Genomic DNA, 23,271 nt, shown 5'->3' on the forward strand with positions numbered 1-23,271 from the left:
GGCGCAGTCGCTCTCAGAACAGACTGCCCTGATCCACCGGCTTGCCCACGCGCTTCGGCGCGGGCTTGGCGTCCTGCGCGACCGGCTTCGGCTGTGACGGCGCGCGCTTGACCGGCGGCGCCGGGCGATCCGCATCCGCGATCGCGGCCACACGTCCATCCGCGAACTCGATCTCGAGCCGCGCCTGCGGTCCGACGCTGTCGGCCGAATGCAGGGGATGGCCGGCCTCGTCGCGCACCAGGGCAAAGCCGCGCGCGAGCACGCCGCGATAGGACAGGGCAGAGAGCAGCTTGCCGCTGTTCTCGACGCGGGCATCGAGCCGCTGCAGCAGCGTCGCAAGCGCGCGGCCCGCGCGCTCGGCGAGACGATGCGTGCGCTCGCGCTGGCGCGCAATCGCATTGCGCTGCGCCTGCGCGTTGGAAAGCTTCGAGGCGCGCAGACGAATTTCGAGCCCGGCAAAGCGGTCGCGCCGTTGCCGCAGCAGCGAGCGCGCGGAGAGGCCAAGCCGCTCGCCGCACACGGTGAGGCGGTGATCGGCCTGCGATATCTGGCCGTGCAGCACCCGCAGCGTCAGCTTGGCGCCGGCTGCGGTGAACCTGCGGAAATGCGCATGCGTGTTGGCCTTGAGGCAGCGGGGTAGCGAAGCGCCCGCCGAATCCAGCCGCTGCCGCGGGATCGCCAAGAGGTCGCCGGCTGCCGGCAGCGCGCGGGCGGCGGCGCGCAGCTCGCTGCGGCGGCTCTCCTGGGCACGCTGCCAATAGGCGCGGGTGCGGCGGCCGAGATCGGCGACCTCGACGAACAATTCGCTGCGCACCGGCACGGCCATCTCGGCCGCGGCCGTCGGCGTCGGCGCGCGCTTGTCGGCGACGAAGTCGATCAGGGTGATGTCGGTCTCGTGCCCCACCGCCGAGATCAGCGGGATCAGGCTCTCGGCCGCCGCGCGCACCACGATCTCCTCGTTGAACGACCAGAGATCCTCCAGTGAGCCACCGCCGCGCGCGACGATCAAGACGTCGGGCCGCGGAATCCTGCCGCCCTCGGGCAGCGCGTTGAAGCCGCGGATCGCGGCCGCGACCTGCTCGGCCGAGCCTTCGCCCTGCACCTTGACCGGCCACACCAGCACGCGGCGGGGAAAGCGGTCCTCCAGCCGATGCAGGATGTCGCGGATCACGGCGCCGGTCGGCGAGGTCACGACGCCGATCACCTCCGGCAGCCAGGGCAGGAGCTGCTTGCGCGCCTCGTCGAACAGGCCTTCGGCGGCGAGCTTCTTCTTGCGCTCCTCCATCAGCGCCATCAGCGCGCCGATGCCGGCCGGCTCCAGCGCCTCGATCACGATCTGGTATTTCGAGGAGCCCGGATAGGTCGTGAGCTTGCCGGTGGCGATGACCTCAAGCCCCTCCTGGGGCTTGAAGCGCATGCGGCCGTGCACGCCCTTCCAGATCACGGCCTCGATCTTGGCGCTCTCGTCCTTGAGCGCGAAATAGCAATGCCCGGAGGAGTGCGGCCCGCGAAAGCCGGAAATCTCGCCCCGGACGCGGACATGGCCGAAGGCGTCCTCGACCGTCCGTTTCAGGGACAGCGAGAGCTCCGAAACGGTGAATTCGGGCGCGTTGAGCAGTTGTTCCGCAGGCGGCATAGGCAAACGATTCGGCATTTTGGGGTCAGGCCCGACGTTAAGGATTTTCGCGGCGCGGCGCCAATCGATTCCATGGCCGGGGAACCGCGTCGCGGCATGTCGCTTGACTCATCTCGACTTTCATATATGAAATTTAAAAATCATATATAAACAGAGAGGAAGCGGACCCGATGACTGTGGTCACCGATCCCAACGATCCGCGCGGACGCATGTTCGGGCAGTACCGGCTCAAGCCGAATAGCGGGGTCAATCCGCCTTATTCGCCGGCCTATCCGGTGGAGTGGGGCTGCACCTTGCGGACCGTCGAGATCATGACGCGTGTCGCGCCGGGCAAGGTCGCGACCCTGCTCTCCGACACGCCGTTCGAGATCGCGAGCGATCGCGTCGCCTTCCGCTTCATGCGTTCGCCGGGCCACTCCCTGGCGGTGCATGCTGGCGAGATGTTCGATCTGATGATCTCGGTGCCCGTGCGTTACAAGGGACTGTTCACCGAGACGCATATCTTCATGTATTGCAGCGATCCCATGGGGATCTGTGCCGGACGCGAGGTGTTCGGCTACACCAAGAAGGATGCGCATTACGCCTTCGACGAGCATCCCGACGGCTCGATCACCGGATGGGTCCGGCGCCGCGGAATTCCGCTCGCTGATTTCGCCTTCACGCCGGATCCCTCCGCACCCGTCGTCCGCATCGTCGATGGCGACGAACTGCCGGCCGGCGAGATCCATGTGCGCCGTCTGCCGCATCCTGAACGGCTCGGCGTGGCCTATGCGGACGTCGCCTATCGGCGCACGCCGTTGAAATATTCGAAGCCGGTGCCGGGCCGTGCCTCGATGACGCTGCACGCCAGCGAGTACGATCCGATTGCCGACCTCGCGCCGGAAATCCTCGGCGCGCACTTCATGGTCTCGGACGTCTATGGCGGCGGCTTCGAGGTCGAGGACCGGCGGCTCATCGAGCGGCTCACGCCCTGAACGACAAGATCAGCCTGCATGCCATGTACGTGCGGGCGGCGAACACCGGGAAGAAACACGCACGAGGCAAAGGAGGGTTTGGACATGGCAGGACGATTTCGGGTGAGCCGCCGGCGGCTGCTGGCCGGCGCCGGCGGATTGGCGCTGGGCATGACGGGGCTCGGTGCGCGCGCGCAGGAGACAAAGCCGCTTCGCATCGGCGTGCTGACGGACATGTCCAGCCTCTATGCCGATGTCACCGGTCCGGGCTCGCTGCTGGCGGCCAAAATGGCGGTCGAAGATTTCCGGGCTTCGGCTCCCAGGATGACCCGGCCGATCGAGATCATCAGCGGCGACCACATGAACAAGGCCGATCTCGGCGCCAACATCGCGCGCGAGTGGATCGACCGGCAGAGCGTCGACGTCATCGTCGATGCGCCGAACTCGGCCGTCGCCCTCGCGGTGCGCAACGTCGTGCAGCAGAACAACAAGACGCTGCTGGTGTCGGGCGCCTCCTCCTCGGACCTGACCGGCAAGTCCTGCTCGCCCAATCTCGTGCACTGGACCTACGACACTTACGCGCTCTCCTCGGGTGTCGCGCGCGCCGTCGTCGAGAGCGGCGGCAAGAGCTGGTTCCTGCTCACCGCCGACTACGCCTTCGGGCATGCCATGGAAGGCGACATCAAGAATGTCGTGCAGAAATTCGGCGGCAAGGTTCTCGGCGGCGTGCGCACGCCGATCAATACGCAGGATTTCTCCTCCTTCCTGTTGCAGGCCCAGTCCTCGAAGGCCGAAATCATCGCCTTGATCAATGCCGGCGGCGACACCATCAATTCCATCAAGCAGGCGGTCGAATTCGGCATTCCCCAGGGCGGCCAGCGCGTCGTTGCGACGGTGCTGTATCTCAGCGACGTGCATTCGCTCGGCTTGAAGATTGCGCAGGGGCTGCAGTTCACCGAATCCTTCTACTGGGATCTGAATGACGACACGCGCGCCTGGACCAAGCGCTTCGCTCCCCGCAACAACGGCCGCTATCCGACCGCGCTGCATGCGGGCGCCTACGCCACGACGCTGCACTATTTGAAGGCCGTCGATGCGCTCGGCGCCTCCAGCGACGGCAAGGCGGTCGTCGAACAAATGAAGAAGCTGCCGACCGACGATCCCCTGTTCGGGAAGGGCAGCGTGCGCGCCGACGGTCGCAAGCTGCACAACATGTATCTGTTCGAGGTGAAGACCCCCGGAGATTCCAAATATCCCTGGGACTATTACAAGCTGGTCAAGACCATCGCGCCGTCCGAGGCCTGGCGGCCTCTGGCGGATGGCGGCTGCGAGTTCCTGAAGTCGTGAGCGGCAGCGACCGGCCGCCGGTTGCGCTCGTCACCGGCGGCGGGGGCGATATTGGGCGCGCGATTGCGCTGAGGCTGGCGCGGATCAGCGGCGGGGTCGCGATTGTCGACCGCGACGAAGCGGCTGCCAATGCGACCGCGCGGCTGGTCGAGCGGGCCGGGGCGAGGGCGCTCGCCATCCGCGCCGATGTCTCGATCGCCCGGGATACGGCCGCCTTCGTCGAGGCGGTCGAGGCCCGCCTGGGGCCGATCGGCATCTTTGCCAACAACGCGGGCATCGAGGGTGTCGTTGCTCCTCTTCACGAATATCCGGACGAGACATTCGACCAGCTGATGCAGGTGAACGTGAAGGGGGTTTTCCTCGGCCTCAAACACGTGATCGCCAGAATGATGCAGCGTGGGACGGGCGCGATCATCAACACCGCATCGACCTCTGCGATCCGGGGGCGTGCAGGGCTAGCCGGCTACGTCGCCTCCAAGCACGCAGTGCTCGGACTGACACGGACGGCAGCGCTCGATGTGGCCGGGACGAAAATCAGGGTCAACGCCGTTCTGCCCGGACCGGTGGAGTCGCGCATGATCCGGGACTTGGAAGGCCAGGCGCGCAAGAGCGCCATCGCATTGCGCCGAGACGTTGCGAGCGCCCATGGCCGGCCGCAGGATGTCGCGAACGTCGTTGCCTTCCTCGCCTCCGACGAGGCTGCTCACGTGAATGGCGCAGCCTGGGTCGTGGACGGCGGGATGACGCTCGCCTAGGGGGTGTCCTCATAAAAACCGCGTCAGCTCCAGCGGGATGAGCGGAAATCTTGTGACCGGCCAAGCATTACCGCTTGTGGCTCCTGAGCGGACATCGGGCCGGCGGAGCTTCGTCATTGACGATTCAATGAGCGCAGCTGCCGCCATGGCAGCGCTCAGATCGCTGCGGCCACGTATCTTTTGACACAAATGGAAAATCCTCCCGCGACAGCAAACGCGCTTGCCATCGCATCCCGCCCGCTCTAGCCTTTCGCAATGGCCGACCGCCACGAATGCACGCAAAACGCGTGGACCCGCCGCGCGGATTGAGCGGTGGCCCCGAGGAGGCCAGCCATGATCCAAATCAACCCGCCATCCGCATTCCCCGGAAAGTTCTGAAGGGCGGCTCGCACCTCTGGGCACCCAACTATTGCCGCCGCTACCGCCCGGCGGCGCGCCACGCCGCGCCGATCGATACGTCGGCGAGCCATGTCGGATTTCGCTGTCTGCGCCGGAAGTCGCCGGTACACGATCTTCAATTGCCTTCTTGAGGAGTGTTCGCACAACAACGGGAGTACCAGATGAGTGGCCTAGTGAAGAACCAGAGGAACGGGAAAGCCGGCCGGCGGTGCAGTGGGAACGGCGGGCTACTCGGCAAGATAATGGCGGCAGCGTTGCTGGCGACAAGCTTGTCCCCATTCGCGCACTCCTCCGTTCATGCGCAGCAACCGAACAATGCGAAACCGAACATCCTCGTCATTTTCGGGGACGACATCGGTCAGTCCAACATCAGCGCCTACACGCGCGGGGTGGTAGGCTACAAGACGCCGAACATCGACCGGATCGCCAACGAAGGCATGCTCTTCACGGACTATTACGCCGAGAACAGCTGCACTGCCGGGCGCTCCACTTTCATCACGGGACAGGTCTGTTTGCGTACTGGGCTCTGCAAGGTTGGAATCCCCGGTGCGGCGGTAGGTCTGCAGGATCGCGATGTTACCATCGCGCAGGCGCTCAAACCGCTCGGCTATGCGACCGGTCAGTTCGGCAAAAACCACCTCGGTGATCGCGACGAGTATCTCCCGACCAAGCATGGGTTCGACGAGTTCTTCGGCAATCTGTACCACCTCAACGCGGAAGAGGAGCCCGAGCGGCCCTACTATCCCAAGAACGATACCGCCTTCATGAAGGGCAACACGCCTCGCGGTGTGCTCAAGGCAGCGGCGGACGGCAAGATCGAAGACACCGGCCCGCTCAACAAAAAGAGGATGGAGACGGTCGACGACGAGACCACGGATGCCGCAATCGATTTCATCAAGCGGCAGGCGCGCGCCAACAAGCCCTTCTTCACCTGGATGAACACGACCCGCATGCACGCGTTCACACATGTCCGTGCCTCCATGCAGGGCCAGAGCGGAATGCCGGGCAACGACTATGCCGATGGCATGATCGAGCACGACGGCGACGTCGGCAAACTGCTGAAGGCACTCGACGACCTCGGCATCGCCAACAACACCATCGTGGTCTACACGACCGACAACGGCCCGAACCAGTGGTCGTGGCCGGATGCGGCGACGACGCCGTTCCGCAGCGAGAAGGACACCAATTGGGAGGGTGCTTTCCGCGTGCCGGCAATGGTTCGCTGGCCCGGCCGCATCAAGGCCGGCGATGTGTCCAACGAGATGATATCGGGGCTGGACTGGTTCCCGACGCTGCTCGCTGCGGCCGGCGACACCGACATCAAGGACAGGCTGCTCAAGGGCACCAGCCTCGGCGGCAAGGACTTCAAGGTGCACCTCGACGGCTACAATCAGCTACCGATGCTGACCGGCACCGGAAAATCGGCACGCAACGACTTCTACTACCTCAACGACGATGGCGAAGTCGTCGCCTACCGCTACAACGACTTCAAGCTCGTGTTCTGCGAGCAGCGTCAGCCGGGCGGCTTCATCGTGTGGGCCAACCCGTTCACCTGCCTGAGGGCACCGAAGGTGTTCAACCTGAGGATGGATCCGTTCGAGCGGGCCGACGTGGTCTCGGACCAGTATTACGATTGGGTGGCCAAGAACGCGTACCTCATCCAATACGGCGTCTGGCGCGTGGCTCCCTTCCTCCAGACGTTCAAGGAGTATCCGCCAAGCCAGCGCTCGGCGAGCTTCAGCATCGACCAGATGGTCGATGCGTTGATGAAGACGCTCGACAAGACCACGACGAAATAACTCACGACGAAAAGGGCGGGTCGACCGCGGACTCGCGGTCGGCCCGCCGACGGAGTGCACTGTTGTCGCTGCAGCGATCGAGCCCAGCCAATCATGCTCTAGGAAACGCCGCCGATCTTCTCGGATACGGTCCTGGCCGCGCTGCGCAGCTCGGCGGCGATAGCGCCGGCTTCCGCAGCGGGGATTTGATCCTGCCTCACCAGCGGTACGGTCATTGCAGCCACGGCGCGGCCGGAGGCTTCGATAATCGGGCAGCTATACGCGAGGATGCGCGTATAGCCGTCGTCATTGGAGAAGTTTCCTCCCTCCGAGGAAATGCGGTCGAGCGCCGCAAGCGCCTTCTTGGTGCTGATCTGATCATTGGTGGCGATGACCTGCGCAAGCTCCTGGCGGCGGCCCTCGAGCTGGAAGGCCGCCAGAACCTTCGCCGAAGCGTATTGCTGGGTGAGCGGAAACACCGCGCCGACCTTGACCGACCAGCCCATCAACCATTCCGGCTCGATCCGGGCGATCACCATGAACTGCTCGCCATGCAGCACCGTGAGGTGGCAGGACAATTGTACGCGGGAGGCGAGCTGCTCCATCACCGGCAGCGCCGCCTTCAGCAGCCGCTCGGTCGGCGGGAATTGTGAGGCAATCCGGAAAAGCTTCAGCGTCAGCGTGTATTCGCCGGTCGCCGGATCGCGGGCGACATAGCCACGGCGCTCCAGCGCCACCAGCATCCGGAAGATTTCGCTCACGGAGCGGCCGACGCGTTCGGCGAGCTGCTTCTGGCTCAGGCCGCGTGCCGCGCCCGCCAGCGCCTCCAGAAGATCCAATCCCTTTTCCAGGGCGGGCGCGCCCGGTTGCAGCTTCTCAGGGTTCATCCATCAGGCCTATTGGGGTCCGCTGCGAGGGAGCACACGGTGGGGATGCGGCTTCCGTGTACCCGATCGCCCGGACGGCGAAAAGTCGCTCACCAATGGACCGCCGGGGATGACGGGGGCAAATCGAATGGCGGGGAGTTCGGCGTCCAGCCCCCTTGAGACCCGCCGCGATTCGTGCGACCTCCGCCCCCAGCAACACCCCCATTTTCTGAGCCTTCGATGCACATTCTCCTGCTCGGTTCCGGCGGCCGCGAACATGCCCTGGCGTGGAAGATCGCAGCCTCTCCCCTGGTGACCAGATTCTGGTGCGCGCCCGGCAATGCCGGCATCGCGAAGGAGGCGGAGTGCGTCGCGCTCGATGTCGCCGACCATGCCGCGGTGATCGATTTCTGCAAAAAGAACGCGGTCGAGCTCGTGGTGGTCGGCCCGGAGACGCCGCTGGCGGCCGGCATCGTCGATGATCTCACAGCCGCCGGCATCAAGGCATTCGGCCCGAGCAAGGTGGCGGCCCAGCTCGAAAGCTCCAAGGGCTTTACGAAGGCGCTCTGCACCGAATTCGGGATTCCGACCGGCGCCTACAAGCGCTTCACCAATGCCAACGACGCGCGCGCCTATGTGCAGAGCCAGGGCGCGCCGATCGTGGTCAAGGCCGACGGCCTTGCCGCCGGCAAGGGCGTTGTCGTCGCCAAGACCGTGCGCGAGGCCGAGGATGCCATCGCCATGATGTTCGAGGGCGCCTTCGGCGAGGCCGGCGCTGAAGTCGTGATCGAGGAATTCCTGCCCGGCCGCGAGATCAGCTTCTTCGCGCTCTGCGACGGCGACACCGCGATTCCGCTGGCCTCGGCCCAGGACCACAAGCGCGTGTTCGACCACGACGTCGGCCCGAACACCGGCGGCATGGGCGCCTATTCGCCGACGCCGCTGGTCACGCCCGCGATCCACGACGCGATCATGGCGAAGATCATCCTGCCGACGGTATCAGGCATGAAGCAGCGCGGCACGCAGTTCCGTGGCGTGCTCTATGCCGGGATCATGCTGACGACGCAGGGCCCGAAGCTGTTCGAATTCAACGTCCGCTTCGGCGATCCCGAGTGCCAGGTGCTGATGCTGCGCATGATGTCCGACATCGTGCCGGCCTTCCTGGCATCCTGCGACGGCCAATTGAAGCATTTCGACCTGCGCTGGCATCCGGATTCGGCGCTCACGGTGGTGATGGCCGCGAAGGGCTATCCCGGCGATTATGAGAAGGGCACGCCGATCGCGGGGCTGGAGGAGGCCGCGAAGGTCGAGACCGTCGAGATTTTCCACGCCGGCACCGTCGAGAAGGACGGCGCGATCCTCGCCAATGGCGGCCGTGTGCTCAATGTCTGCGCACTCGGCAAGACCGTGACCGAGGCGCAAAGCCGTGCCTATCAGGCCGTCGATCGCGTCAACTGGCCGGAAGGCTTCTGCCGCCGCGACATCGGCTGGCAGGCGGTGGAAGCGGAGAAGGCCAAGAACTAACAGCAGGAACCAACAAGACGCGTTCGTGATTCCGGACGGCGCGCAAGACGCCCCAAACCGGAATCTCGTGCTTTTTGGTCACCGCGCCGCCACATCGACATTCCAGAAATGTGCAATCAACTGTTGGGGTTAGTAGCCCCCGCAGATAATACCGCTATGGGGTTGTTTCGACATATTTTGTCGTGTCGGACGGCCCCGGGACTGACCAACCAAGGATGCAGGAAGATGTCCGATCTTGCCGACCTCTATCCGGACTTTGCCGCCAAATGGATCGATACCTCCTTCGGCCGCATCTTTGCCCGCGTCGGCGGCAAAGGCCCGCCGCTGCTCCTGCTGCACGGCTTCTCCGAGACCCATGTGATGTGGCACCGGGTCGCGCCGCAGCTGACCGACGCCTTCACGCTGATCATCGCCGATCTGCCGGGCTATGGCTGGTCCGACATGCCCGCGAGCGACGCGCTGCACATCCCCTACAGCAAGCGCGCGATGGCCAAGGCCATGGTCGAGGTGATGGAGCGCCTGGGCCATGTGCATTTCGCGCTTGCCGGCCACGACCGCGGTGGCCGCGTCGCCTATCGCCTCGCGCTCGACCATCCCGGCCGGCTGTCGAAGCTCGCCGTGCTCGATATCCTGCCGACCTATAATTACTGGGAGCGGATGAACCGCGCCTACGCGCTGAAGATCTATCACTGGACCTTCCTGGCGCAGCCCTATCCGCTGCCGGAGACGCTGATCGCGAGCAATGGCGAGTTCTTCCTGCGCTTCAAGATGGCGAGCCAGACCAAATCGAAGACGCTCGATGCCATCGATGAGCGCGCGCTCGAGCACTACATGGCCCCGTTCCGCGATCCCGCCCGGGTGCATGCGATGTGCGAGGACTATCGCGCCGGCGCCTATTTCGATTACGACCTCGACAAGGCCGATTTCGAGGCCGGCAAGAAGATCACCATCCCGATGCTGGCGCTGTGGGGCGATGCCGGCATCGCGCAGGCCGCCTCGACCCCGCTCGACACCTGGACGCAATGGGCCACGAATGTCGTCGGCATGCCGGTGGATTCCGGCCACTTCCTCGCCGAGGAGGATCCGGACGCCACCGCGCGGGCGTTGCGCGAGTTCTTTCTCGCCGACTAGCGCCGCTCGCGAAAGAACTCCCGCAGCAGCCGGGCCGCCTCGCTCTCGCCGACGCCGGAATAGACGTCAGGCGCGTGATGGCAGGTCGGGGAGGCAAAGAACCGCACGCCTGACTCCACCGCGCCGCCCTTGGGGTCGGCCGCGCCGTAATAGAGGCGCCTGACCCTTGCAAAGGAGATGGCGCCCGCACACATGGTGCAGGGCTCCAGCGTCACGTAGAGGTCGCAATCGACCAGCCGCTCGCTCCCGATCCGTTTTGCCGCCTCGCGGAGCGCGATGATCTCGGCATGGGCGGTCGGGTCGCGGTCGGTCAGTGTCCGGTTGGCGCCGGTGGCGATGACCTCGTGATCGCGGACGACCACGCATCCGATCGGAACTTCGCCCGATTTTCCGGCATTTTCGGCCGCCAGAAGCGCCAAATCCATGAAAGAAGGGGCTTTCATGCCTCGTATCATCGCCAGAAACCTGCTACTAGCTCCGCCTTCAGCAAGAGTGGATACCGATTTTGCCTGAGCATGCGGCTCGCAACGAGCGCGCACAATGCTCATCGCACGACCCCCTGAGTGAGATCATTCATGCCCCGCGACAGCGACAAAGACAACGATTCCCGCGGCCGGCGTGACCGCGGCCCCTCCAAGGGCCGCAGCGGCAAGGCGCGTGGCCCTGAGAAGAAATTCGCCAAGCGCGGCTTCGAGGGCAAGGGCGACCGCGACAGCCGCCCGTTCCGCCGCCGCGAGGACGGCGATGCCCCGCGCCGCGATTTCAGCGACCGCCCGCGCTTCAAGCGCGACGAGCGCGGGAGCGAGGGCCGCGGCGAGCGCAGCTTCAAGCCGCGCGGTGACCGCCCGTTTTCCGATCGCTCTTCGCGCGACGGCGAGAAGCGGCCGTTCAAGCCGCGTGGTGATCGCCCCTCCTATAACCGCGACGACCGCCCGCCGCGCAGCCGGGATCGCGACGATGCGCGCCCGGCCGGCCGCTCCGGCGAGCGGAAGTTCAGCGACAAGCGGCCCTATGCGCCGCGCGGCGATCGCCCCGAGCGCAAGTTCGATGGCGAGCGGAAGTTTTCCCGCGGGGGCGATCGCGGAGACCGCCCGCGCGATCGTGGCGAGCGCGGGGAGTCCAAGCCGTGGCAGAAGCGCGATGCAGGCCCGCGCGGGGATCGTCCGCGCAAGAGCTTCGACAAGGATTTCGGCGGCCGTGACCGCGGCGATGAGAAGCCCTGGCGTCAGCGCGACGATCGCCGCGAGGGCGGCCGTGGCGAGGACCGTCCGCGCTTTTCCCGGCGCCGCGACGAAGGCGGGGATGATCGCCCGCGTTTCTCGCGTCCACGCGAGGAACGGTCCGGTGACGATCGTCCGCGCTTCAATCGCTCGCGCGAAGGACGGCCGGAAGGCCGCATGGACTGGCAGGAGCATCCGCGCAGCGAGGGTCGCTTCCGCGACCGGCCGCGCCGCGACAACGAGGACGACAGCAGGATCTTCGAGAAGCGCCCCGCCTTCGGCGGCCGCGGCGCCTATCGCGAGCGCGACCGCGACTTCGAGGGCCGGCCGCGCCGAGAGGACGCACCGAAGCCGAAGAAGGCCGGCGAGCGCATCGCCAAGGCGCTGGCACGCGCGGGGCTTGCCTCGCGCCGCGACGCCGAGGAAATGGTCACGCAGGGCCGCGTCACCGTCAACGGCCGGGTGATCAATTCGCCGGCGCTCGACATCACGAAGAACGACGTCGTTCTGGTCGACGGCAAGCCGTTGCCGGAACGCGAGCGCACGCGGCTGTTCCTGTATCACAAGCCGCGCGGGCTGATGACCACGCATGACGACCCCGAGGGGCGCCCGACCGTGTTCGACAATCTGCCCGAAGGCCTGCCGCGCCTCATCAGCGTCGGCCGGCTCGATTTCAACACCGAAGGCCTGTTGCTGCTCACCAATGACGGCGGCCTGGCGCGCACGCTCGAACTGCCGGACACCGGCTGGCTGCGCCGCTATCGCGTTCGCGCCCATGGCGACGTCACCCAGGCACAGCTCGACGAACTCAAGAACGGCATCGAGATCGAGGGCGTCAAATACGGCCCGATCGAAGCGACGCTGGAGCGCGACCAGGGCGCCAATGTCTGGCTGGTGTTCGCGATCCGCGAAGGCAAGAACCGCGAGGTGCGCAACGTCTGTGCCCATCTCGGCCTCGAGGTGAACCGGCTGATCCGGGTGTCGTATGGCCCGTTCCAGCTCGGCGAGATCCCCGAAGGCCAGGTCGACGAGATCAGGTCGCGCGTGCTGCGCGAGCAGCTCGGCGACAAGGTGATCGAGAAGTCGGGTGCCGAGTTCGACGTACCCGGGAAATCCGCCGCGCGCGAGGACGATGCAGCGAAGAAGCCGGCGAAGCGCGCCGTGATCAACGACCGCAAGGGCCGCCGCGTGCTGGTGCAGCGCACCGGCAGCGAGGAGGCGCGCGAGCGCAACGAGATGGAAGCGAACGGCTACGGCCCGCCGCGCCGTCCCAAGCGCGGCTATCACGGCAAGCGCGATCTGACGCCGCGGGAGGACTAGCTTGCGCGTCGTCGGCGGTCGTTTGAAGGGGCGCAATCTCGCCTCGCCGTCCTCGCGCGAGATCCGCCCGACGGCGGACCGCCTGCGCGAGTCCGTGTTCAACATCCTCGTGCACGCCTATGACGATCCGATCGAGGGCGCGCGCGTGCTCGATCTCTTCGCAGGCACCGGCGCGCTCGGCATCGAGGCGTCGTCACGCGGGGCGAAGTTCACGCTGTTCGTCGACAACGGCGCCGAGGCGCGGGCGTTGCTGCGCAACAACGTCGAGTCGCTCGGCCTCGGCGGCGTGACCAAGGTCTACCGCCGCGACGCGACCGATCTTGGGCCCGCGCATCCGGTCGAGCCGTTCTCGCTGGTGTTCCTCGATCCGCCCTATGGCAAGGGTTTTGCGGAGAAGGCGCTCACGTCCTTGCGCGATGGCGGCTGGCTGACGCCCGGCGCGCTGCTCGTGATCGAAGAGGCCAAGGCCGCGCAATTCGCGACGCCGGAAGGTTACGAGGAACTGGAGCGGCGCGCGTATGACGACACGGAGTTCGTGTTTTTGAAGAAGCCGTAGTCGCGCTGCCGTAGGGTGGGCAAAGGCGCGACGCGCCGTGCCCACCAACTTTCCATGATAGCGATAGGTGGTGGGCACGCTTCGCTTTGCCCACCCTACGGCACTGTCACCGCCGCCCGAACAGCTTCTCCACATCGCTCAGCTTCAGCTCGACATAGGTCGGGCGGCCGTGGTTGCACTGGCCGGAGTTGGGGGTGTCCTCCATCTCGCGGAGCAGGGCGTTCATCTCTTCCGGCCGCAGCCGGCGGCCGGCGCGCACCGAGCCGTGGCAGGCCATGGTGGCCGCGACATGCATCAGGCGGCGTTCGAGAGGAAGCGCCTCGTCCCACTCGGCCATGTGCTCGGAAAGATCGCGCAGCAGCCCGCCCGCATTGGTCTTGCCGAGCAGCGACGGCGTCTCGCGCACCGCGACCGCGCCGGGGCCGAAGGATTCGATGGCGAGGCCGAACGAGGCCAGTTCCTCGCTGCGTTCCAACAGGCGCTCCACCGTCGCCTCGTCCATCTCGACGATCTCGGGGATCAAGAGGATCTGCCGTTGCACGCCGTTCGCGGCGAGCGAGGCCTTCAGCCGCTCGTAGACGATGCGCTCATGGGCGGCGTGCTGGTCGACGATGATGAGGCCGTCACGGGTCTGCGAGACGATGTAGGTCTCGTGGATCTGCGTGCGCGCTGCGCCGAGCGGCCGGTCGACGAGATCGCCGACCGGCTGGCTCTCGATCCGCACATCCGCGCTGGGCGCACCGACGTCGAAGGCGGCCTGCGCGCGCTCCGCGAAAGCCGGTGCGGCGGCGCCTTCGAATGACGGCATCGGAGCGACGGGAGCCGATGGCGAGGCGCGCCAGTCCCAGCCTGCCGGGCGCGGCGAGAAAGCCGGCCTGAACGAGGACAATGCGCTCTCGCCGCTGTTGGCGGCCGTGCGCCGGCCCTCACGCGCGAGCGCCTCCTTCAAGCCATGCACGATCAGCGCGCGGACGAGGCCGGCGTTGCGGAAGCGCACCTCGGTCTTGGCCGGATGCACATTGGCGTCGACCTCGCGCGGGTCGAGCGCGACGAACAACGCCAGCACCGGATGGCGATCGCGTGGCAGATAGTCGGAATAGGCCGCGCGCACCGCGCCCAGGATCAGCTTGTCGCGCACGGGACGGCCGTTGACGAAGAGGTATTGCCCGAGTGCGTTGGCCTTGGTCAGCGCAGGGGCTGCGGCATAGCCGGCGACGACGACGCCTTCGCGCTCGGCATGGACCTCGATGGCGTGGCTGCGGAACTCTGCACCCAGAATGTCGCCGAGCCGCGTCAGGCGGCCGGCCGCGCCGGGCAGTGCGGCAGCCCAGGTCACCGGCGCGCGCTCCTCACCCGCCAGCGTGAAGGCGATGTCGGGCCGCGCCATCGCCAGGCGCCGGACCACCTCGCGGATCGCTTCCGCTTCGGTGCGATCGGTCTTCAGGAACTTCAGCCGCGCCGGCGTCGCGTAGAAGAGGTCGCCGACCTCGACGCGGGTGCCATGCGCCAGCGCCGCCGGCATGATCCCGGACTTCTCGCCGCCTTCGACTGACAGCGCCCAGGCATGCGGCTCGCTCGCATGCCGCGTGGTGATGGACAGACGCGCGACGGACCCGATCGAAGGCAGCGCCTCGCCGCGGAATCCGAGGGTGCGGATCTGCAGCAGGTCTTCGTCGTCGAGCTTGGATGTGGCGTGGCGCTCGACTGCGAGGGCAAGATCCTTCGCCGTCATGCCGCCGCCGTCATCGGTGATGCCGATCCGCCGCCGTCCGCCGCCATCGGTGAAGACGTCGATCCGGCTCGCGCCGGCATCGATTGCGTTCTCGACGAGCTCCTTCACCACGCTCGCGGGACGTTCGACCACCTCGCCGGCGGCGATGCGGTTGACGACCTGCTCTGGAAGCTGGCGGACGGGCATAACTCGATCTTGGGCTGGAACGGGGATTCGCAGACGACGCTATTCTAGGCCGTGTTGCGTCAAAAGCGTGGGTTGGGCAACAGGCCGCGGCGCGGGCTGGGGAAAAGGGCCCTCTATCACATTGAAGACATTGGGCGTTCGAGAAAAATCCGCAACCGGGCCAACGGATTTCCGGCCACTGTCCTGATTGTGAGGTGCCGGGCAGCGGTGTAGCATCGTGAAAAAATGGCAACAGGACGGGAGGACGCCATGTGCCATCTCTTCGCACACCAGCCCCAACGGGACTACGAATCCCAGACCCGGTCCTTGAGGATCGGCGGGCACTGCACTTCGATCCGGCTGGAAATGGCATTCTGGGACACGCTGGAGGAGATCGCGGCCAAGGAGGGCATGAGCCTCGCCAAGTTCCTGACCACGCTCTACAACGAGGTGCTCGACCATCACGGCGAGGTCAACAATTTCGCCTCGCTGCTGCGCTGCTCGTGCTTGATCTACCGCTCGAAGAGCATGGTGACGGTGCCGGAGTTCAAGGCGACCGTGGCGCCGATTCTCGATGCGGCCGAGTAGCCATTGCAGCAAGAGCTGCGTCCGCAATCTCGGTGTCGTCCCGGCGAAGGCCGGGACCCATACAGCGTGATCTATCGATTGCAGAAGGTCGGATGCCGAACGACCAATCTCTGCCAAACTGCGCTCCGTGGTTATGGGTCCCGGCCTTCGCCGGGACGACACCTTGTATGTGGATCCGCAATCCCCTCGATGTCGTCCTGGCTTTCGCCAGGACGACCATTGAGAGGGGAGATCAAATCTCCTTCTTCTGCATCGCGCCGGCGATGTAGTCCGCCTGCCGGATGGCCAGCGCGACGATGGTCAGCGTCGGGTTGCAGGCCGCGCCGCTGGTGAATTGGCTGCCGTCCGAAACGAACAGGTTCTTGACGTCGTGGCTCTGCCCGAACTTGTTGACCACGCCGTCCCTGGGCTTCTCGCTCATCCGGTTCGTGCCAAGATTATGCGTGCTCGGATAGGGCGGTGTCGGATAGGTCACGGTGGCGCCGACGGCGTCATAGACTGCGGCACCCTGCTTGTAGGCGTGCGCGCGCATGGCCACGTCGTTGGGATGGTCGTCGAAATGCACGCTCGCGACCGGCTGTCCGAACTTGTCCTTCACGACAGGGTCGAGCGTGATGCGGTTGGTCTCCTGCGGCATGTCTTCGCCGACCAGCCACATCCCGGCCATCCTGGGATAACCGTCGAGCGCTGACGTGAACGGACGCCCCCAGGCGCCGGGATTGAGGAACGCCGCCATGAAGGGCAGGCCGATCGACAGCGTCTCCATCTCGTAGCCGCCGACGAAGCCGCGCTTGGGGTTGTTGACGGACTCGTCGCGGATGATGCCTGCCATGGTGGTGCCGCGATACATGTGCACCGATTTCTCGAATACGGCGTAGACGCTGCCGGTCATGTGACGCATGTAGTTGCGGCCGACCTGGCCGCTGGAATTGGCGAGGCCGTCGGGGAACATGGTGGAGGCGCTGTTGAGCAGCAACCGCGGGCTTTCGATCGAATTTCCGGCGACCGCGACGATGCGCGCCTTCTGGCGTTGCATCGCGCCGCTCTCGTCGGCATAGACGACGCCGCTCACCTTGCCGCTGGCGTCGTGCTCGATCTTCACCACCATGCTGCCGGGACGGACCTCGAGATTGCCGGTGGCCTCGCCCTTCGGGATCTCGGTGTAGAGCGTCGACCATTTCGCGCCGGATTTGCAGCCCTGGAAGCAGAAGCCGATCTGCTGGCAGGCGCCGCGGCCGTCGCGCGGCTGGCTGTTGATCGCCATGTTGCCGGTGTGCACCGTCTTGTAGCCGAGCTTCTTCGCGCCGGCCTCCAGCACCTTGAAATTATTGTTGCCGGGAAGTCCGGGAATGCCGTTGGTGCGGGTCACGCCCATCTTGTTCTCAGCCTTGGCGTACCAGGGCTCCATCTCCGCGAGGGTCACCGGCCAGTCCAGGAGATTTGCGCCGGGAATGTTGCCGTAGGCGCTCTTGACCTTGAACTCGTGCTCGTCGAAACGCAGCGAGGCGCCGGCCCAATGGGTGGTCGAGCCGCCGACCGCCTTGACGATCCAGGCGGGGAGACCCGAAAAATCCTTGGCAACGCGCCATGTGCCTGACGTCGTGCGCGCATCGGTCCAGGCAAGCTGGGAAAAACTCTCCCACTCGTCGTTGACGAAGTCGTGGTTCTCGATGCGGGGACCTGCCTCGAGGATGACGACCTTGACGCCCTTCTGCGCGAGCTCGTTGCCCAGCGTGCCGCCGCCGGCACCGGAGCCGACGATCACCACAACGCCGGAATCGTTCAGATCGAATTTTGCCATATGCGTTCTCCTGAACCGTTGGGTGCGGTTAAGCCTGCAGCCAGTCGATGTCGGCGAAGCCGCGGTTGATGTAGCCCCCGTGCTCGGCGGAGGAGCCCTCGTAGCCGAAGCGCGGCCAGACCTCTTTCTGGTTGTAGAGGGAGACGACGAGGTCGCCGCGCACCTTCTGGAAGAAGTCGCTCTGCTCGATCTCCTTCAGGAGCACCACGCGGTCGGCTTCCCAGGGCACTTCGGCATAGGGGACCTTGTGGCGATCCCGTGCGTTCTGGTCGAGCCGCGCGACGCCGCCACTGATCAGCGATTTGACCGATGCATCCTTGGCCGCCTTGCCGTCCCACGGCTTGATCGCGGTGATGTAGTAGCTGTCGCCGAGGACATCGTGCGGATAGATGTCGCGCGCGACCTTCAGCAGCGTCTTCATCGTCGTGGGCGAAAGCGCGGTGGCGTCATCGGCCCAGGCGTCCTCGATGCTGACGGCAACGCCGGTCGCCACCGCAACGACCGGTACGGCGGTTGCCGCGCCCTTGAGAAAGACGCGGCGGCTGTGCTTGCTTCGACGATCGACTTCTCTCATGGCATTCCTCCTTCAATTCTTTTGCTTTGGTTTGTGATTTGATCAGCCGAAACGCCCGCCCCGCTGGATCACCTCGATCTTGTAGCCGTCGGGATCGCTGACGAAGAAGAAGCGCGCCAGCGTTCGGCCGTCGTGCTTGAAGTCGCGCAAGGGGCCCGGTGCGAGCTTCTCGCGCTCGAAGCGGGCATGCTCGGCGTCGAGGTCTTCGACCACCACGGCGAGATGGCCGTAGCCGTCGCCGAGCTGGTACGGCTCCTTGCGATCGAAATTCACCGTCAACTCGACCTCGAAAGGTGAGGAAGGGTGACGCAGATAGATCAGGGCGAAATCCGCGAATTTCAGATGGTCGGCGACCTCCAGGGCAAAGGCGCGCCTGTAGAAGTCGAGCGAGCGCGCCTCGTCACGCACGCGGATCATGGAATGAACGGGCTTGGCCATTCAGTTCTGCTCCTTCAGATAGGCAATGATGGCGGCGCGCGTTTCCGGCTTGGCCTGCCGGTACACCATGGTCACGCCGGGAATGACGGCTTGCGGATTGTTCAGCCAGGCGTCGAGCTTCGTCTCGTCCCAGGCGAAGTCGGCCTTCGACAGGGCCTCCGAGTATTTGAAGCCCTCGACCTTGCCCGCGGGGCGCCCCACGATCTTCACGAGCGCCGGACCTTGCCGCATCGGTTCCGACAGGTTCAGCGCGTGGCACACCGCGCATTGCTGCTTGAAGAGTGTGGCGCCATCCGGCGGCTTTGCGGCCGGCAAAGGCATTTGCGCGTCGGCGACCTGCACCACCAGCACCATCGCGGTGCACAATCCGAGAGCGATTGCGCGCATCACCAAGAACCCGCCTATCTGCATCAAAATCAGCGTGCGCAAACTCTAGGCGGCGTCAAAGATGCGGTGGTAGTAGCGGGCTGTTTTCGCTGCGCGCGGAGTTGTTTGCTCCCGTGTGTTGTTCCGCGCTGCCTTATATGCGGAGCACAATTCCGCGAAACGGCCGTGAAATCCCTAAACGATCACCACACGATGCGCATTGCATGACGGTCGCGCCGCTTGAACTCTCGACGCGATGCAATGGTCCGGTGCAGACAAGCGGCGTGGGAGTCGCCGAGCCGTTCATCGCGAACAATCCAGGAGAAATGGATGAAGTTGGTGAAGTCCTCGATGATCGCATGCGCTCTGTCGGCTCTCATTGCGACGCCCGTCCTCGCGCAAAGCGCGCCCCCGACCACCAAGCCTGGCGGCGTGCAAAGCAAGCCCATGCAGGGCGGCACGATGGGCAGTGGCGATGAGGAGATGAACGCTCAGCCGGGCGCGGTGGGCGAAAAGACCGGCATGAAGTCGACCAAAGGCACCAGAGGCACGGTCGGCACCACGGGCAGCGCTGCGCACAAGGGGACCGCCGACGATGCCGCGACGGGCGGTGCAGCCCCATCCAAGCGTTACTAGAGCATGATCCGGAGAGGTGTGAAGCCGTTTTCCGGACAGATCATGCTCAAGCAATAAGCTGAAGCGCGGTGATGATTCATCGCAATCTCACCGCGCTCTGGTTTCGGATGATACGGCCAAACTCCGGTCGCTTTCGCGGCCGGAGTTTTTTCCGCGTCGTTAATCGTCGAAGCGGCCGCCGCGTCCGGCCTTGACGTCGCTGCGGCGTTTCTTGCCGTCGAGCCGGCGCTGCTTGGAGGCGAAGGTCGGTCGCGTCGCGCGGCGCGGCGTCGGCCGGATCATCGCCTCCGTCAGGATTTCGACGAGCCGGTCGATCGCGTCCTGCCGGTTACGCTCCTGGGTCCGAAAGCGCTGGGCGTGGATCACGATCACGCCGTCCTTCGTCATGCGCTGGCCGGCGATGCGCGCGAGCCGGATCGCGGCGTCCTCCGGCAGGGTCAGCTTGCGCGTGTCGAAGCGCAGCTGGGCCGAGGTCGACACCTTGTTGACGTTCTGCCCGCCCGGGCCGGAGGCGCGGACAAAGCCGATCTCGATGTCGTCCTCGTCGATGACGAGATCGCGGGATATCCGCAGCATGATGGCACCATTCGTGATGTCCGGACATATCGTGGACGTTCACGTTCGGCAATGGCGGCATCATCGAAACGCAAAATGGCCGGGCGAGCCCGGCCATTTCAGGAGACGTACCGGACCTGCGGCCGTCAGTTCGACTTCGTCGCCGGTGCTGCCGCCGGTTGCGCTGCGGCCTGCGGGGCACGGCCGACGACGACGGTCAGGAGACCCTGGCCCCACAGGCGCTTGGCGGCGGCCTTGGCGTCGTCCAGCGTCACGGCATCGACGATGGCGTTGCGCTTCTCGATATAGTCGATCGGCAGCTTGTCCTGCTGGTACTGCAGCAGCGCCTGCGCCAGCTTGGAGGAGGTGTCGAGCGCCAGCATCTGCGAGCCCTTGAGGTAGGACTTGGCCTCGTCGAGCTCTTTCTGTGTCGGGCCCTCCTCGGCGATGCGGCGCACTTCCTTCTCGATGGCGTCGATGGTGTCGCTGGCCCGGTCGGCGCGCGTGCCGGTGTTCCCGATGAAGAGCGCCGAATGCTGCATCCAGAGCAGCGATTCGTACACGGAATAGGCCAGCCCGCGCTTCTCGCGGACCTCGCGATAGAGCCGTGAGGACAATCCGCCGCCACCGAGGATGTGGTTGACCACGTAGTAGGCCATGAAGTTGGGATCGCTGCGCTTCACCCCGGGCCCGCCGAAGGTGATCACGGTCTGCGGCACGTCGAGGGTCACGAAGGCGCGCTGCGGCGGCTTTGCGGCCTCGACATCCGGAACTGGCGTGAGGTTGGCCTTGGCGGGCAGGGCGCCGAAGGTGTGGTCGAGCAGCTTGCCGAGCGTCGCCGGATCGACGTCGCCGACGACCGCGACCTTCAACCCGTCCTTGGCGAGCACGCGGCCGACATAATCCTTCATGTCGGCGATCGTGATGGTCGGCACGCTGTCGAGGGTGCCATTGGTCTGCCGGCCATAGGGATGGCTGCCGAAGGCGACCTCCAGGAACTTGCGGCTCGCCAGCGATGTCGGATTGGTGGTCTCGCGGCGCAGCCCCGAGACGACCTGCGAGCGGATGCGCTCGACATCGGCGGGGTCGAAATGCGGCGAGGTCAGCGCGCTCCTGAGCAGGTCGAAGGCCTCGTCCTTGTTGTCGCGCAGCATGCGCAGGCTGCCGCGGAAAGTGTCGCGGGTGGCGCTGAAGGAGAGCTCGATGGCACGGCGGTCGAGCCGCTCATGAAAGGTCTTGGAATCGAGATCGCCGGAGCCCTCGTCGAGGAGGTCGCCGACCAGGTTGGCGACGCCGGACTTGTCCTTGGGATCCTGGGCCGAGCCGCCGGCAAAGGAATATTCCATGGCGATCAGCGGGACCGTCGCGTCCTGCACGAACCAGGCTTCGATGCCGCCCGGCGAGACCAGTCGCTGAATCTTCGCCGCCGCCTGCGACGGTGAGATCGCGACGAGCGCGAGCGTCGCGCCGGTGGCAAGGGAGAATGCAACGCGTCGGAGGAAAGGATAGGTCACGAACGCTTCTCCTCGGGCTTGGCGGCCGCGGTGTCCTTGATCAGATAGCCCGTCACCGAGCGCTTCTTCTCGAGCCATTTCTGCGCAGCCGCGCGAACCTGCTCGGCCGTGACCGCGCGGATGCGGTCGGGCCAGCTCCTGATGTCCTCGATCGACAGGCCCGTGGTCAGCGCGCCGCCATACCAGCGTGCCAGCACCGCCTGGTTGTCCTGGGCGTAGATCGCTTCCGCAATGAGCTGGGTCTTGACGCGCTCCAGATCCTCGGCGCGGATCGGGTTCTGCGCGACATTGGCGATCACGCCATCGACCGCCTGCTCGATCTCGGCGAAGCTGACGCCGGGCTTCGGCGCGGCCGAGACGGCAAACTGGGTCGGGTCGAGCGAGATGCTGGAATAGCTGGCGTTGGCGGAGACCGCGAGCGGCTTGTCGACGACGAGGGCGCGGTAGAGATAGGAATTGCTGCCGCTGCCCATCAGCTGCGCGAGCACGTCGAGGGCCGCGCTCTCGCCGGCCGCAGCCGTGGTGGCGGAGGGCACGAGATAATAGCGCCGCATGCTCGGTTGCTCGACGCGCGGGTCGGCGAGCGTGACGGTGCGCGGCGCGGCCGGCTCCGGCTCCTGCGGACGCACGCGACGAGCGGGAATGGCGGGCTGCGCCGGGATGGAGCCGAAATTGCGCTCGACCAGCGGGCGTACCTCGGCGGCGTCGACATCGCCGGCGATCACCAGGATCGCGTTGTTCGGCGCGTAGAAGCGACGGTAGAAGGCGAGCGCATCCTCGCGATCGAGCTTCTCGATCTCCTGGTGCCAGCCGATCACCGGCCGGCCATAGGGATGATTGAGATAGAGCGCGGCCATGATCTGCTCGTTCAGCCGCGCGTCCGGATTGTTGGCGACGCGCATGTTGTACTCTTCGAGCACGACGTCGCGTTCGGGCAGCACATTCTCGTCCTTGAGGACGAGGCCGGTCATGCGGTCCGCCTCGAACTCCATCATCGTCGGCAGCTGCTCTTTCGGCACACGCTGGTAGTAGTTGGTGTAGTCGACCGAGGTCGAGGCATTCTCGTTGCCGCCGACGCGGAGCACGGTCTGGGAGAATTCACCGGCCGGATGCTTCGATGTGCCCTTGAACATCAGGTGCTCGAGGAAGTGCGCGAGCCCGGATTTGCCCGGCGTCTCGTCGGCCGAGCCGACCTTGTACCAGATCATCTCCGTGACCACGGGCGTGCGGTGATCCGGGATCACCACGACCTGCATGCCGTTGCTGAGCGTGAAGCTGGCGGGCGGAGCCGATGTGACCGTGGTCTGGGCGAGGGACGCGCCAGCCGTCAGGACACTCGTCGAAAGCAGCGCGGCGAGGAGGCAGGCAGCCGATCGGTATGAGGACATCATGATCCCTAATGAAAGATCCCTGTTGA

21 protein-coding genes and 1 pseudogene are annotated in these 23,271 nt (G+C 65.7%); 11 read left to right on the forward strand and 11 right to left on the reverse strand.

The window, feature by feature from the left end:
• Positions 1-13: 13 nt before the first annotated feature.
• Positions 14-1,636, reverse strand: a complete 1,623-nt coding sequence (xseA, locus tag HAP40_RS07015; RefSeq protein ID WP_166818487.1) for an exodeoxyribonuclease VII large subunit — start codon at positions 1,634-1,636, stop codon at positions 14-16.
• Positions 1,637-1,806: 170 nt separating this feature from the next.
• On the opposite strand from xseA, the gene HAP40_RS07020 reads away from it, so the two are divergent.
• The 5 genes and pseudogenes from HAP40_RS07020 to HAP40_RS07040 all read left to right on the forward strand — a co-directional run bounded on the left by HAP40_RS07020 (position 1,807) and on the right by HAP40_RS07040 (position 6,889).
• Complete coding sequence (locus HAP40_RS07020; RefSeq protein WP_208024809.1) at positions 1,807-2,610, forward strand: acetoacetate decarboxylase family protein; 804 nt, start codon at positions 1,807-1,809, stop codon at positions 2,608-2,610.
• 150 nt (positions 2,611-2,760) lie between these two features.
• Positions 2,761-3,936, forward strand: coding sequence for an ABC transporter substrate-binding protein (locus tag HAP40_RS07025; protein ID WP_166819592.1), 1,176 nt, complete (start codon positions 2,761-2,763; stop codon positions 3,934-3,936).
• Positions 3,933-4,691 (forward strand): SDR family NAD(P)-dependent oxidoreductase, encoded by a 759-nt coding sequence (locus tag HAP40_RS07030; RefSeq protein WP_166818486.1) that lies wholly within the window; start codon positions 3,933-3,935, stop codon positions 4,689-4,691. The genes HAP40_RS07025 and HAP40_RS07030 overlap by 4 nt, the downstream gene beginning before the upstream one ends.
• Positions 4,692-4,987: 296 nt before the next feature.
• Positions 4,988-5,221: pseudogene (locus HAP40_RS07035) on the forward strand (SUMF1/EgtB/PvdO family nonheme iron enzyme); the annotation flags it as partial.
• Positions 5,222-5,251: 30 nt separating this feature from the next.
• Positions 5,252-6,889, forward strand: coding sequence for an arylsulfatase (locus HAP40_RS07040; protein WP_414645374.1), 1,638 nt, complete (start codon positions 5,252-5,254; stop codon positions 6,887-6,889).
• 98 nt (positions 6,890-6,987) lie between these two features.
• Here the strand turns inward: HAP40_RS07040 and HAP40_RS07045 are convergent, their stop codons facing one another.
• Entirely contained in the window at positions 6,988-7,755 is a 768-nt protein-coding gene (locus tag HAP40_RS07045; protein WP_166818484.1) for an IclR family transcriptional regulator, read from the reverse strand.
• A gap of 219 nt (positions 7,756-7,974) precedes the next feature.
• On the opposite strand from HAP40_RS07045, the gene purD reads away from it, so the two are divergent.
• Complete coding sequence (purD, locus tag HAP40_RS07050) at positions 7,975-9,258, forward strand: phosphoribosylamine--glycine ligase (protein ID WP_166818483.1); 1,284 nt, start codon at positions 7,975-7,977, stop codon at positions 9,256-9,258.
• Between the two features lie 225 nt (positions 9,259-9,483).
• Positions 9,484-10,389: an alpha/beta fold hydrolase gene (locus tag HAP40_RS07055; protein WP_166818482.1), complete on the forward strand. Its 906-nt coding sequence runs from the start codon at positions 9,484-9,486 to the stop codon at positions 10,387-10,389.
• Here the strand turns inward: HAP40_RS07055 and HAP40_RS07060 are convergent.
• Positions 10,386-10,844, reverse strand: coding sequence for a nucleoside deaminase (locus HAP40_RS07060; RefSeq protein WP_166819591.1), 459 nt, complete (start codon positions 10,842-10,844; stop codon positions 10,386-10,388). The two genes, HAP40_RS07055 and HAP40_RS07060, sit on opposite strands and share 4 nt — an antisense overlap.
• Before the next feature lie 120 nt (positions 10,845-10,964).
• Here HAP40_RS07060 and HAP40_RS07065 point away from each other — a divergent pair, with 120 nt between their 5' ends.
• Together HAP40_RS07065 and rsmD are read left to right on the forward strand one after the other, a co-directional pair.
• Entirely contained in the window at positions 10,965-12,929 is a 1,965-nt protein-coding gene (locus HAP40_RS07065) for a pseudouridine synthase (RefSeq protein WP_166818481.1), read from the forward strand.
• Position 12,930: 1 nt separating this feature from the next.
• Complete coding sequence (gene rsmD / locus HAP40_RS07070) at positions 12,931-13,485, forward strand: 16S rRNA (guanine(966)-N(2))-methyltransferase RsmD (RefSeq protein ID WP_166818480.1); 555 nt, start codon at positions 12,931-12,933, stop codon at positions 13,483-13,485.
• A 106-nt stretch (positions 13,486-13,591) separates the two neighbouring features.
• On the opposite strand, the gene mutL is transcribed toward rsmD, so the two are convergent.
• On the reverse strand, positions 13,592-15,403 hold the full coding sequence (gene mutL / locus HAP40_RS07075; RefSeq protein WP_166818479.1) for a DNA mismatch repair endonuclease MutL: 1,812 nt from the start codon (positions 15,401-15,403) through the stop codon (positions 13,592-13,594).
• 249 nt (positions 15,404-15,652) lie between these two features.
• Here mutL and HAP40_RS07080 point away from each other — a divergent pair, with 249 nt between their 5' ends.
• The gene (locus tag HAP40_RS07080) at positions 15,653-15,970 is read left to right on the forward strand and encodes a ribbon-helix-helix domain-containing protein (RefSeq protein ID WP_166818478.1); all 318 of its coding nucleotides are present in this window, start codon (positions 15,653-15,655) and stop codon (positions 15,968-15,970) included.
• Positions 15,971-16,202: 232 nt separating this feature from the next.
• Here HAP40_RS07080 and HAP40_RS07085 read toward each other — a convergent pair whose 3' ends face one another.
• From HAP40_RS07085 to HAP40_RS07100, 4 genes are read right to left on the reverse strand one after another with little or no spacing between them, the layout of a single operon-like run.
• Positions 16,203-17,771 (reverse strand): GMC family oxidoreductase, encoded by a 1,569-nt coding sequence (locus tag HAP40_RS07085; protein WP_166818477.1) that lies wholly within the window; start codon positions 17,769-17,771, stop codon positions 16,203-16,205.
• A 28-nt stretch (positions 17,772-17,799) separates the two neighbouring features.
• Positions 17,800-18,345, reverse strand: coding sequence for a gluconate 2-dehydrogenase subunit 3 family protein (locus HAP40_RS07090; protein WP_166818476.1), 546 nt, complete (start codon positions 18,343-18,345; stop codon positions 17,800-17,802).
• A 42-nt stretch (positions 18,346-18,387) separates the two neighbouring features.
• Complete coding sequence (locus HAP40_RS07095; protein WP_166818475.1) at positions 18,388-18,783, reverse strand: VOC family protein; 396 nt, start codon at positions 18,781-18,783, stop codon at positions 18,388-18,390.
• Complete coding sequence (locus tag HAP40_RS07100) at positions 18,784-19,170, reverse strand: c-type cytochrome (RefSeq protein ID WP_166818474.1); 387 nt, start codon at positions 19,168-19,170, stop codon at positions 18,784-18,786.
• A 309-nt stretch (positions 19,171-19,479) separates the two neighbouring features.
• Here HAP40_RS07100 and HAP40_RS07105 point away from each other — a divergent pair, with 309 nt between their 5' ends.
• Positions 19,480-19,785, forward strand: a complete 306-nt coding sequence (locus tag HAP40_RS07105; protein WP_166818473.1) for a hypothetical protein — start codon at positions 19,480-19,482, stop codon at positions 19,783-19,785.
• A 159-nt stretch (positions 19,786-19,944) separates the two neighbouring features.
• Here the strand turns inward: HAP40_RS07105 and arfB are convergent, their stop codons facing one another.
• The 3 genes from arfB to HAP40_RS07120 form a co-directional block, all read right to left on the reverse strand.
• Positions 19,945-20,361, reverse strand: coding sequence for an alternative ribosome rescue aminoacyl-tRNA hydrolase ArfB (gene arfB, locus HAP40_RS07110; protein ID WP_166818472.1), 417 nt, complete (start codon positions 20,359-20,361; stop codon positions 19,945-19,947).
• A gap of 125 nt (positions 20,362-20,486) precedes the next feature.
• On the reverse strand, positions 20,487-21,854 hold the full coding sequence (locus tag HAP40_RS07115) for a M16 family metallopeptidase (RefSeq protein ID WP_166818471.1): 1,368 nt from the start codon (positions 21,852-21,854) through the stop codon (positions 20,487-20,489).
• Positions 21,851-23,245 carry a M16 family metallopeptidase gene (locus HAP40_RS07120; RefSeq protein WP_246741157.1) on the reverse strand — a complete coding sequence of 465 codons (1,395 nt, stop codon included), beginning with the start codon at positions 23,243-23,245 and terminating at the stop codon, positions 21,851-21,853. Before HAP40_RS07120 ends, HAP40_RS07115 begins: the two co-directional genes overlap by 4 nt.
• Positions 23,246-23,271 lie beyond the last annotated feature (26 nt).

The sequence above is a fragment of the Bradyrhizobium sp. 1(2017) genome (assembly GCF_011602485.2).
Taxonomy (GTDB): Bacteria; Pseudomonadota; Alphaproteobacteria; order Rhizobiales; family Xanthobacteraceae; genus Bradyrhizobium.

Bases quoted from the DNA above. Each gene is read 5' to 3' on its own strand.
- xseA (WP_166818487.1), bottom strand. From the start codon at position 1,636: ATGCCGCCTGCGGAACAACTGCTCAACGCGCCCGAATTCACCGTTTCG.
- HAP40_RS07020 (WP_208024809.1), top strand. From the start codon at position 1,807: ATGACTGTGGTCACCGATCCCAACGATCCGCGCGGACGCATGTTCGGG.
- HAP40_RS07025 (WP_166819592.1), top strand. From the start codon at position 2,761: ATGACGGGGCTCGGTGCGCGCGCGCAGGAGACAAAGCCGCTTCGCATC.
- HAP40_RS07040 (WP_414645374.1), top strand. From the start codon at position 5,252: ATGAGTGGCCTAGTGAAGAACCAGAGGAACGGGAAAGCCGGCCGGCGG.
- HAP40_RS07045 (WP_166818484.1), bottom strand. From the start codon at position 7,755: ATGAACCCTGAGAAGCTGCAACCGGGCGCGCCCGCCCTGGAAAAGGGA.
- purD (WP_166818483.1), top strand. From the start codon at position 7,975: ATGCACATTCTCCTGCTCGGTTCCGGCGGCCGCGAACATGCCCTGGCG.
- HAP40_RS07055 (WP_166818482.1), top strand. From the start codon at position 9,484: ATGTCCGATCTTGCCGACCTCTATCCGGACTTTGCCGCCAAATGGATC.
- HAP40_RS07060 (WP_166819591.1), bottom strand. From the start codon at position 10,844: ATGATACGAGGCATGAAAGCCCCTTCTTTCATGGATTTGGCGCTTCTG.
- HAP40_RS07065 (WP_166818481.1), top strand. From the start codon at position 10,965: ATGCCCCGCGACAGCGACAAAGACAACGATTCCCGCGGCCGGCGTGAC.
- mutL (WP_166818479.1), bottom strand. From the start codon at position 15,403: ATGCCCGTCCGCCAGCTTCCAGAGCAGGTCGTCAACCGCATCGCCGCC.
- HAP40_RS07080 (WP_166818478.1), top strand. From the start codon at position 15,653: ATGTGCCATCTCTTCGCACACCAGCCCCAACGGGACTACGAATCCCAG.
- HAP40_RS07085 (WP_166818477.1), bottom strand. From the start codon at position 17,771: ATGGCAAAATTCGATCTGAACGATTCCGGCGTTGTGGTGATCGTCGGC.
- HAP40_RS07090 (WP_166818476.1), bottom strand. From the start codon at position 18,345: ATGAGAGAAGTCGATCGTCGAAGCAAGCACAGCCGCCGCGTCTTTCTC.
- HAP40_RS07095 (WP_166818475.1), bottom strand. From the start codon at position 18,783: ATGGCCAAGCCCGTTCATTCCATGATCCGCGTGCGTGACGAGGCGCGC.
- HAP40_RS07100 (WP_166818474.1), bottom strand. From the start codon at position 19,170: ATGCGCGCAATCGCTCTCGGATTGTGCACCGCGATGGTGCTGGTGGTG.
- HAP40_RS07105 (WP_166818473.1), top strand. From the start codon at position 19,480: ATGAAGTTGGTGAAGTCCTCGATGATCGCATGCGCTCTGTCGGCTCTC.
- arfB (WP_166818472.1), bottom strand. From the start codon at position 20,361: ATGCTGCGGATATCCCGCGATCTCGTCATCGACGAGGACGACATCGAG.
- HAP40_RS07120 (WP_246741157.1), bottom strand. From the start codon at position 23,245: ATGATGTCCTCATACCGATCGGCTGCCTGCCTCCTCGCCGCGCTGCTT.